Origin of the sequence: Corallococcus sp. AB018 (assembly GCF_003986945.1) — a bacterium.
Classification (GTDB): Bacteria; Myxococcota; Myxococcia; order Myxococcales; family Myxococcaceae; genus Corallococcus; species Corallococcus exiguus.
Genome location: NZ_RAWR01000005.1, coordinates 97,950 through 105,977, shown reverse-complemented (window position 1 = coordinate 105,977; position 8,028 = coordinate 97,950). Strand labels below are relative to the sequence as shown.

Annotated in this window: 11 protein-coding genes and 1 rRNA gene; 4 read left to right on the top strand and 8 right to left on the bottom strand. The window is 69.1% G+C overall.

The window, feature by feature from the left end; all coding sequences use genetic code 11:
* A 5S ribosomal RNA gene (rrf, locus tag D7Y11_RS02230) occupies window positions 1–97 on the top strand; the annotation flags it as partial.
* A gap of 202 nt (window positions 98–299) precedes the next feature.
* Entirely contained in the window at window positions 300–746 is a 447-nt protein-coding gene (locus D7Y11_RS02225) for a hypothetical protein (RefSeq protein WP_120567841.1), read from the top strand.
* Window positions 747–755: 9 nt separating this feature from the next.
* Here the strand turns inward: D7Y11_RS02225 and D7Y11_RS02220 are convergent, their stop codons facing one another.
* A complete protein-coding gene (locus D7Y11_RS02220; RefSeq protein WP_120579288.1) occupies window positions 756–956 on the bottom strand; it encodes a SlyX family protein in 201 nt (66 codons plus the stop codon).
* A gap of 31 nt (window positions 957–987) precedes the next feature.
* On the opposite strand from D7Y11_RS02220, the gene D7Y11_RS02215 reads away from it, so the two are divergent.
* A complete protein-coding gene (locus D7Y11_RS02215; RefSeq protein ID WP_126932913.1) occupies window positions 988–1,287 on the top strand; it encodes a hypothetical protein in 300 nt (99 codons plus the stop codon).
* A gap of 3 nt (window positions 1,288–1,290) precedes the next feature.
* Here D7Y11_RS02215 and D7Y11_RS02210 read toward each other — a convergent pair whose 3' ends face one another.
* The 3 genes from D7Y11_RS02210 to D7Y11_RS02200 form a co-directional block, all read right to left on the bottom strand.
* Window positions 1,291–2,259, bottom strand: coding sequence for a tetratricopeptide repeat protein (locus D7Y11_RS02210; RefSeq protein WP_126932912.1), 969 nt, complete (start codon window positions 2,257–2,259; stop codon window positions 1,291–1,293).
* Window positions 2,260–2,268: 9 nt separating this feature from the next.
* Window positions 2,269–2,613, bottom strand: a complete 345-nt coding sequence (locus tag D7Y11_RS02205) for a hypothetical protein (protein WP_120579291.1) — start codon at window positions 2,611–2,613, stop codon at window positions 2,269–2,271.
* A gap of 100 nt (window positions 2,614–2,713) precedes the next feature.
* Window positions 2,714–3,130 carry a hypothetical protein gene (locus D7Y11_RS02200; protein WP_120579304.1) on the bottom strand — a complete coding sequence of 139 codons (417 nt, stop codon included), beginning with the start codon at window positions 3,128–3,130 and terminating at the stop codon, window positions 2,714–2,716.
* A 217-nt stretch (window positions 3,131–3,347) separates the two neighbouring features.
* Here D7Y11_RS02200 and D7Y11_RS02195 point away from each other — a divergent pair, with 217 nt between their 5' ends.
* A complete protein-coding gene (locus D7Y11_RS02195) occupies window positions 3,348–3,542 on the top strand; it encodes a hypothetical protein (RefSeq protein ID WP_120579292.1) in 195 nt (64 codons plus the stop codon).
* Between the two features lie 55 nt (window positions 3,543–3,597).
* Here the strand turns inward: D7Y11_RS02195 and D7Y11_RS02190 are convergent, their stop codons facing one another.
* The 4 genes from D7Y11_RS02190 to D7Y11_RS02175 form a co-directional block, all read right to left on the bottom strand.
* Window positions 3,598–4,428 carry a hypothetical protein gene (locus D7Y11_RS02190; protein ID WP_121755193.1) on the bottom strand — a complete coding sequence of 277 codons (831 nt, stop codon included), beginning with the start codon at window positions 4,426–4,428 and terminating at the stop codon, window positions 3,598–3,600.
* Window positions 4,425–5,180: a hypothetical protein gene (locus tag D7Y11_RS02185; RefSeq protein ID WP_120579294.1), complete on the bottom strand. Its 756-nt coding sequence runs from the start codon at window positions 5,178–5,180 to the stop codon at window positions 4,425–4,427. Before D7Y11_RS02185 ends, D7Y11_RS02190 begins: the two co-directional genes overlap by 4 nt.
* Window positions 5,180–7,327 (bottom strand): TonB-dependent receptor, encoded by a 2,148-nt coding sequence (locus D7Y11_RS02180; protein WP_126932911.1) that lies wholly within the window; start codon window positions 7,325–7,327, stop codon window positions 5,180–5,182. The genes D7Y11_RS02185 and D7Y11_RS02180 overlap by 1 nt, the downstream gene beginning before the upstream one ends.
* Before the next feature lie 148 nt (window positions 7,328–7,475).
* The gene (locus D7Y11_RS02175; RefSeq protein ID WP_233597266.1) at window positions 7,476–7,886 is read right to left on the bottom strand and encodes a hypothetical protein; all 411 of its coding nucleotides are present in this window, start codon (window positions 7,884–7,886) and stop codon (window positions 7,476–7,478) included.
* Between the last annotated feature and the right edge of the window lie 142 nt (window positions 7,887–8,028).

The window sequence follows — 8,028 nt, the reverse complement described above, 5'->3', positions numbered from 1 at the left end:
GGTCACACCCGTTCCCATCCCGAACACGGAAGTTAAGCCCTCCAGAGCCGATGGTACTCCGCGGGAAACCGCGTGGGAGAGTAGGTCGCTGCCGGATTCTTTTTGAAAGCCCCTGGTGCCGCAAGGCGCCAGGGGCTTTGTCTTTGCGGGCTTGTGTCACGAAGCTCAGGCGCACGCTTCTTCGTGGATTGATCCGACGGGATGCGAACGTACAGCCGCCTGGCTTTGAGGCTGGCCTGACCCTGGCTGCTTTGCTTGAGTGGCGCTCCTTCCCCCCTCTCTGGACAGGAGCCTCTCGCATGCATCTGCTTCGAATCTACGCCGCTGGTCTGTTCGCACTGGGGCTCCTGCTGGCGCCCGCGGAATCCAAGGCGCAGCAGTCCGGCGTCCGCCTGGGCGTGGGGGCGGACTACTGGGTCGACACCAGCGCCGCGTTCAACTTCACGCTGGGCGTTGAAGGGCATGTCGCGGGTCCACTCTTCGTGGGTGCCCGGTTCGGCGCGGTGCTCGTCACGGACGGCAACATCATTGGCGTTCCGTTGGACATCTCGCTTCGCGCGACGGTGGGCCGGAACGTCTACATCGAGGGTCTCGCGGGCCCGTGGATCTTCTTCAAGGGGGACACCTTCAAGGCCCATGCGGCGTTTGGTTTTGGCCTCCAGGGCAAGGCCGCGAGCATCGGCATCGAGGTGGGCTACCTCGATCCGAATCCCATCATCGGCCTGCGGCTGGGCTACAAGTTCTGAGGTCCTGGCTCAGTAGTGCGGTGGCCGCTCCTGTTGGCGGGCGTCCACCAGGCCCGGCTCGGCGTCCAGCTTGCGCTTGAGCTGGTCCAGCTCCCCCCGGAGCGCGTCGATGACGCGCCCTTGCTGGTAGAGCACGTCGCTCAGCTCCTGCAGCAGCTCCTGCTGCTGCGTGTAGCGGATTTCCAGCTCGACCAGGCGCTTGTCTTCCATTGCCGTCTTCTCCGCTCGGGGACCGTGCCCCATGAATACCCTTGAATACCTGCAGCGCGCCCGCGAGCTGCTTGGACGCGGACAGCCCGAACTGGCGGAGTCCGCGCTGAGTGATGCCATCGATGCGGCCGTGGCGGCGGAGGACCTGGTCCTCCTCACCCAGGCACGGTTCGCGCTGGGGGAGTTGCTCTTCCAGCAGGGCCGGGATGAAGAGGCAATCCCCTTCCTCCAGGCGGTGGTGCGCACCGAACGGGCCGACGGGTCCGTGGACTCGCCGGTCATCGCCGCGGCGCGGATGCTGCGCCAGATTCGGGGGCAGGAGCCGCGCTGAACTTCACGGCAGTCGGCACTGCTCCCGGATGGCGTCCATCCGCTGTGGGAAGCGCCGCTCCAGGTCCGTGCGCGTCTGACGTGCTCCCTCGAGCTTTCCCGCCTTCACCTGGAGGGTGCAGAGGGTGCCCAGCGCCCGCGTGTCGGACACGTCCAGGCGGTCCGCCTGACGAAGGGCCTCCTCGGCGGCGGTCTCGTTCCCCAGCTCGAACCAGGCGATGCCCAACTGGAAGTGGCCTTCCGTGAGCTTCGGGTCCTTCTGCACTGCCTGCTGCAACAGCCCCACGGCTTCGCGGCTCCGGCCATTCTTGGTCAGCACCAGCCCCTGTTCCACCAGGAGCCGGGCCGTGGGGACCTTGCCCTCCAGGGAGGTGAAGACCTTCAGGGCGTCCTCGGGCTTGCCCATCCGGCTGAGCAGCCGGCCGTAGCGCATGCCGATGAGGGGATCGCCTGGAGTGTGGCTGTACGCTCGGGACAGGGCCTCCGTGGCTCCGCCGACGTCGCCCTTCGCCTCGCTCAGGTCCGCCTGGAGCAGCTCCGGCCTTGGGTCCGCCGGCGCGAGCTTCCGCGCCTTTTCGAGCGACTGGTCCACGCAGCGGGACATCCGCTCCCGGTCGCAGATGCGCGCGAGCAGGAGTTGGGTCTCCAGGGCGTTCGGGTCCCTCCGCTCGGCTTCCAGGGCCAGGTCGTGCGCTTCCGCGGGGGCTCCTTCTCGCAGGAGCTCGGCCGCCTCGCGCAGGTCCGCCGCCGTTGCCTTGTCGTTGTGCTTCAGGGGCACCAGGAACCGCAGGCGGCCCTCCACGTTCTCCGTGGCCCTCGCGATGGCCAGTTCCTGCTCGGGCATGTCGCGGGGCAGGAACAGGGGAATGACGTGGATGGCGAGCGCCGCCCCGCAGACCCAGATGACGCCCCGGAGACCCTGGTTCCGGCGTCGGCCGCTCCGCTCCTCCGGTTCGTTCGCTGGGTCGCTCATGGGGCGTTTCTAGACGGCCCGGAGGTGTGGGCGCAGCCCCGACGGCAGTTCCAGCTCGCAGCTCCAGCAGAGTTCGAAGTTGGCGGGGTTCTCCTCGCCACAGCGTGGACACGTCACAGAACGGCTGGCGGCTTCCTGGTTGGCCTGGAGCTCCGCGAGGACCTGGCGCCCGGCTTCCAGTTCCTGGGGCCACAGCCACAGTTCCACCCAGGCCTCGGTGCTGGGAATCTCTCCGCTCAGTGGGACCAGGGACTCGCCGCGGATGTCGACCGAGAGCCCGGCCAATTCCAGGGCCCCCGCCAGCATCCGTGCCTCTCCAACCGTGCGGTGCACGGAGAACTGCACGCGCTTCATGCTTCTTGTCTGTCAGAACCGGGCCTCCAGGGCAACCGGCCCCGGCTGCTCCCCTGCTGTGCCCCGGGCGACGCGGCCCTCACGGACCGTACGGCCTCCGTCATTCATCGTGACGGAGCTGGTGGGGGAGGACGGCGTGGGCGTGGCGAGGGGCTCGCGCGTGGAGCTCCGCCGACAGCAGGGCGTCCAGCTCCGCGAGCAGGCGATCATACCCGCCTCCCTTCGCGGGCAGCCGCTCGGTGGCGAGCCTCAACCGGGGCGTCTCCTCGTCCTCGAAGGCCAGGGTCACCGCCAGGATGTCCGGGCTTCCTGCTTGGGGCGCGAGGGCGGCGGGTTCGGGCTCCTGCTGCAGGGGTTCCAGCAACGGGGCCAGGCGGCGGATCTCCTCTGGCGTCAGGTCCCGCTCCACCACCGGTTCGCCCTGCTCCAGGACTCGCAGGTGCTTGAGGCCTTCCACTCGCAGCGCCTGCGCCCCGGTGTTCGTCTGGCCACTGCGCTCGTAGGTCACGGTCTTCACGCGCCGCACCTCCCCGGGGTCAAGGAGTAGGCATTCGCATCCTCCCTGGCATCCGGAGGAGACCGCGGCGAGCGATCCCTGGACGGGGAGGGCAGTCCGAGCGACCGGTGCTGGACACCAGGCAGCGCCCGCTGGGCCCCTGCGCTTCCTGGAGGCGTCTCCCTACCGTGCCTTCCGTCCGGGCGCCCATGTCCGGACACACGGAGGACGCCGCACGATGAGCAAGCACAAGACCCCGAACCCGAATGATCAGCGCTCCAACACGAAGAACCCCGAGCGCCCGGAGCACAAGTCCGCCCAGGACAACCGCTCCAACCAGATGAACCCGAACCGTCCTCCGAACCCGCCGTCCAACATGCCGTCGCACGGCGGTGGGGGCATGACGGGCGGGGATGATTCCTCGAAGCGCTGAGTGAAACGGGAGAGGCCGGCCGCGCGTTCGGGCCGGCCCCTCCGGGGGCGTTGTCCTAGCGGACGCGCGGCGAACACTCGCCTTCGCCGCGGTAGTGGCCCACGGTTCGCACGAGCGCCGTCACGAAGTCGCGCAGCGTCCGCACGCTGCCCGCGCCTCCCGTGCCGTACTGGTCCGAGGGCAGAGTCGTCAGGTTCACCAGGCCCAACTCATCCAGGGTGATTTCGCCATCCGGGCCGACCACGCCCGTGCTGTCCGCCGCGGCGATGGCGTCGAAGCGCATCTTCGCGTCCGGCGACTGGAGGTCGTCGAAGAACAAGTGGTCGCCGTGGATGGTGAGCTGCACCGTCTCCGTGCTGCCCTTGGGCACCGTGACGCCGTTGCCGATGTCCTCGTTCTCGCAGTGCTCGTAGAGGGTGTTGGTCGCGAAGCCCCAGTGGAAGCGCTTGGTCGCCGCACCCTTGGTGGCCGTGCCCTCGACGTAGACGGACCAGCCTTCGGTGTTCATCCGCGTCACGTCCTCCGCGTCCGCATTACCGGCGGTGGCGTTCGTGACGGGGGCGATGGCGTAGCTCACCTCGTCCCATTCCTCGGCGGCCAGGTCGCTGAACTTCGCGACGTCCACGGGGCCCGGACGGTGCACGTCGTAGACCTTCGCGGCCGTCTGCTCGGCGGCGGTTTCTCCCTCGTGGTTGGCGACCTTCACCTCGCTCAGCTTCACGAGGAATTTGGTGTACTTCACCGTCCAGCCGTCCTCGAAGGCGCTGGCGGGGATCTCCTTTTCGATGAAGTCCTCCCCGTACGCGGTGAACGTCACGTTGCCTTGACCCGACGAGCAGGCGACCAGGGCCAGGCAGGACACTCCCATCAGCCAATGCTTCCTCATTCCGCTGCTCCTTCCACCCACGTCACGACGTAGGCGCTGGTGTCTTCCACGCCGCGCACCAGGCCGTTCTGGGCCTGGCTGTTGGCGGGGAAGGTGGAAACGCCAGCCGCGTCAGGAAGCGACGCGGTGGCGAAGTCGATGCGGTCCATCCAAGTCCCCAGATCCACCGCGATGCGCACGAAGCCGGCCTCTTGCTGGAGGTCGCGCTCGAAGCGCACGCCTTCGATGGCCTTGGGCAGATCCACCGTCGCGTCGAAGCGCACCGTGGCTCCGGACGTGTGGGTCGCGGTGCCTCGCACGTGGGCCTGGTGGCCTCCGAGGACGTTCTGTGCGTCCGTGGCCGCTGTGGGCGTCACGAGCGTCAGTTCCAGTGAGCCGTACGCACCGGTGACGGCGTTGGCGTCACCCAGGTTGCCGCCCGCGAGCAGATCCACGGTCCGGGTGTTCAACACCTCGCCCAGCGCGTCGCCCGGGACGTAGTGGCCGGGGTGCGCGTGCGCGGTGCCCCCGATGAGCGAGTACCAGTCGAAGCGGGGCAGGCGTTGCGACAGCAGCACGCGGCCCTCGAAGAAGCGCACCGAGCCCACGGAGAGCTGCGCGGCTTCGGGCGTCACCGTCCAGCCGTACTCGTTGGGGGCCGTGGGCGCTGTCGCCGTCATCGTCACGGCGAAGGTGCGGCGCTCCGCTTCGGTCTTTCCTCCGCAGCCCAGACTCATCAGGGCCACGGTCAAGGCCAGTGCAATCGGGTTCATCACAGGTGGACCTCCAGGGTGAGCGAGGCCACGCGTGGTGCCCCCGCGGTGAAATGTCTGGCTGGAACGAGGCTTGGCTGGGCGGTGGGGTCGAAGCGCGAGCTGTAGACGAACTCGCCGTCGCGCCAGCGCGTGTTGAGCAGGTTCTTCACGTCGAGCCGCAGCGCGAGCGCGCCCCGGCGCAGCGCTGCCTGCACGTCCGCGAGGAACACGGTGTGGCTGTATTCGTCGTAGGGCAGGGGCCTGGGCCCGATGAGCGTGAGGCCCGTACCTAGCGACAGCACGGAGTCGATGCCGGGCAGCGGCTTCTCCCAACCGATGTCCGATCGAGCGACCAGCGGCGCGAAGTAGGGGAGCTTCGCGTTTGTCTTCGTCACCGTCGCGTTCGCCACCGTGGCGCTCAGCGCGGCCGTGACGCCTTCGAGCGGACGCGCCTGCAGGGACGCGGAGATGCCCGTGCGCAGCGTCTCTCCCGTGAAGACGGTGGTGCCCACCGTGTGGTCGAAGAAGAAGTCGTCCGCTACCTGCGAGCCGAAGACGCTCGCCTGGAAGGACAGACGTTCTCCATCCCTCCTCGTGCCCAGCTCCGCGCCGTGCACGTTCACGAAGGGCGCCTGCTCTCCTTCCGCGAGGCTTCGCGCCTGCGGGGAACGGAAGCCGTCTCCGTAGCTGGCGAAGAGGGCCCAGGTGTCCGTGAGCGCGTATTCGACGCCAGCCTTCGCGCCCCAGTGCACCCCGAAGGCGCTGCGCGAGTAGCCCTGCCCGTCGTAGTAGCGCGGGTCTCGGAAGGCGAGCGCGTCGAAGACCTCCACGCCCAGCGCGTCCGCGCGGCCTCCCAGCCGGAAGGCCCAGCGTCCCAGTGGGAGCCTGGCTTCGGCGTAACCCCAGACGTCCGTCTGGGTGATGTTCGCGTCCACTTCTTCCGCGAAGAAGGTGCCGTCCGTCTCGCGGTAACGGCGTTGCGTCTGGTGGATGCCGTCGCGCCTTCCTCCCAGGCCCAGCTCCAACGCTACGGGGCGGTCGAAGAGCGTGACCTGGCGGCGGTGCTCGGCTCGCAGGCCCAGGGTGGAGCCGTCGTGGGTCTGCTCCAGGCCGTCGCCCCGGTCGTCCACCCGGTAGCCCGTGAAGTTGTTGCGCAGGCGCAGGTCCGAGAGGATTCCGAAGGCCTCCAGGCGCGTGCGCGCGGTGCCCTCGCGCGGGAGGTCCACGCCCATGAGCAGCTGGTGCCTGGAGACCGTGCCTCCCTGGCGGTCGAAGGAGCCGGAGTAGAAGGTGCGGCGCCCGGCTTCGAGGTCGTCCTCGCGCACCACTCCGGGGGAGTCGAAGCGCGTGACGTAGCTTCCTCCCAGGATTCGCGCGCTCAGGCCGTGGCCCAGGTCCAGGTTCGCCTGGGCGAGCAGGGTGGCCCGGCCGTAGCCTCGCTGGGGGCCGAAGCCGTCGCTCTCTCCGATTTCCGCCGCCGCGAAGGTTCCGGGGTCTTCGCCCGGGCGCACCGTCACGACGAGCCGGCGCATGTTGAACTGGCCCAGCGTGCCGGCGAACTCCACCCCCTTCTCGCGGGCGCCCAGGTCCATGCGCACCGTTCCCGCCACCGCGAAGTCACCCTGGAACGCGCGGTAGGAGCCCTCCGTCACCTCCAGCGATTGGACGAGCTCCGGGATGATGAAGTTGGTGTCCGCGTAGCCGAGCGCGTGGATGTGGCTCACCTCGTTCACCGGCAGGCCTCCGACGTTCAGCTCCACGTCCTGGCCGTGGAGCGCGTCGAAGCCTCGGAGGAAGAGCTGCTGTGCCTTGCCCTCGCCGCTGTGTTGCGAGGCCACGAGGCCCGGGACCACGCGGAGCACGTCCGTCGCGTTCATTCGCGGTGCCGTGTCGAGGATGTCCCGGCCGATGGTGACCTCGGCGGCGCTCTGGGCCGGACGTGTGCCTCGCACCACCGTGGACCGCTGCTTCCCGGTGGCCTCCGTGAGCTGTTGTGTCTCGGGTTGCTGATGTTCCGGCGTGGCTTCTGTCTCCACGTGACCGGTGACTTCCTGGCGCGGCTCTTCCTGTGCGGCGGGCATGGCCGAGGGAAGACTCGTCGAGAGCGTGGCGAACGCGATGAGCAACATGGTCACGGTGGGGACGACACGAGGAGACGACGGCACGTCCCCGGCTCGCGTCGGGACGCGTTCCGGAGCGTGCGGGTTGAAAGACAGACGGGGCTCGAGGACACACGCTCACGCAGGCCCGTGTCTGGCCTGGGCCAGACGGTCCGCATGCTCGCGAGTCATCCTTCCGGAAGTCCGACGGGGGCTAGGGGCCCTGCGGCATCGCCGCGGACCGCAACCGCTGACCCGGTGACCACTCCGGGCTTCGCTCCGGCTCCACGCGCCAGGACACCCAGCGCAACTTCGGCGGCACGAACACCGTCCAGCTCGCCGCCACCGCCAGCAGGTGCTCCACCGAGCCCGTCAGGTGCTGGTGGCCGTGGCCCTGCTTCGCTCCTTCCGGCGTGCCCTGTTCGGACTCCGTCGGACACGCGGCCCGGGTCGCGTCACATGCGGCCTGGGTTCGGTGGACGTGGGTGCTGACGCCGTGTTCGTGGCGCCCCAGGCCTCCGCCGTGTCCCACCACCGCGTGCAGCACCGGCGCCACCGCGAGCCCGTACACCAGGACCCACAGTCCCAGGAACGCCAGGTCTCGTCGGTCTCGGGTATCCCACACGGCGGTTCGGGGTACGGCGGCGGAGCGTCCAGGACGGGGGAGGTGAGGCGGCTGCCTGCCTATCCGTCCTCCCCACGACACGCAAGGCGGCCTCCGCCGCCCGCTGCCAGACAGTTCCTTGCCGCCCAGTCCCATGACCCCG

What these genes read in the sequence shown, in the direction of transcription:
- D7Y11_RS02225 (WP_120567841.1), top strand. Translation starts at nt 300, where the DNA reads ATGCATCTGCTTCGAATCTACGCCGCTGGTCTGTTCGCACTGGGGCTC.
- D7Y11_RS02220 (WP_120579288.1), bottom strand. Translation starts at nt 956, where the DNA reads ATGGAAGACAAGCGCCTGGTCGAGCTGGAAATCCGCTACACGCAGCAG.
- D7Y11_RS02215 (WP_126932913.1), top strand. Translation starts at nt 988, where the DNA reads ATGAATACCCTTGAATACCTGCAGCGCGCCCGCGAGCTGCTTGGACGC.
- D7Y11_RS02210 (WP_126932912.1), bottom strand. Translation starts at nt 2,259, where the DNA reads ATGAGCGACCCAGCGAACGAACCGGAGGAGCGGAGCGGCCGACGCCGG.
- D7Y11_RS02205 (WP_120579291.1), bottom strand. Translation starts at nt 2,613, where the DNA reads ATGAAGCGCGTGCAGTTCTCCGTGCACCGCACGGTTGGAGAGGCACGG.
- D7Y11_RS02195 (WP_120579292.1), top strand. Translation starts at nt 3,348, where the DNA reads ATGAGCAAGCACAAGACCCCGAACCCGAATGATCAGCGCTCCAACACG.
- D7Y11_RS02190 (WP_121755193.1), bottom strand. Translation starts at nt 4,428, where the DNA reads ATGAGGAAGCATTGGCTGATGGGAGTGTCCTGCCTGGCCCTGGTCGCC.
- D7Y11_RS02185 (WP_120579294.1), bottom strand. Translation starts at nt 5,180, where the DNA reads ATGAACCCGATTGCACTGGCCTTGACCGTGGCCCTGATGAGTCTGGGC.